The organism is Ochrobactrum sp. CGA5, from assembly GCF_006345815.1.
Taxonomy (GTDB): domain Bacteria; phylum Pseudomonadota; class Alphaproteobacteria; order Rhizobiales; family Rhizobiaceae; genus Brucella.
This window is the reverse complement of sequence record NZ_VCIG01000050.1, coordinates 1-293: the sequence shown is the minus strand read 5'-3', so window position 1 is coordinate 293 and position 293 is coordinate 1. Positions and strand designations below refer to the sequence as shown.

Genomic DNA, 293 nt, shown 5'->3' with positions numbered 1-293 from the left:
GTCGTTTCGAGCAAGGCTCTGGCAGAGCATCATGAATTCCCGGGCCTGAAGGCTTTTGGACGGGTCGAGGCCACCCGAAAAACAGCCGAGGGCACAACCTCGGAAACGAGGTACTTCGCGCTGTCCTGGGTGCCGACACCGGAGGTCCTGCTGGCGACCGTACGCGCCCACTGGGCTATCGAGAACAGTCTGCACTGGCAGCTGGACGTGTCGTTCCGCGAAGACGCGGCACGCAACCGCAAGGATAACAGCCCGGGCAACATCGCCATCCTGCGTCGCCGTGCTCTCGACGT

The 293-nt window shown here is 63.1% G+C and carries 1 protein-coding gene; it reads left to right on the top strand.

The genetic code is table 11. The features are described 5' to 3' along the window. A partial coding sequence (locus tag FJQ48_RS22225) for an ISAs1 family transposase (RefSeq protein WP_139977094.1) occupies positions 1–293 on the top strand: 293 nt, incomplete at both ends.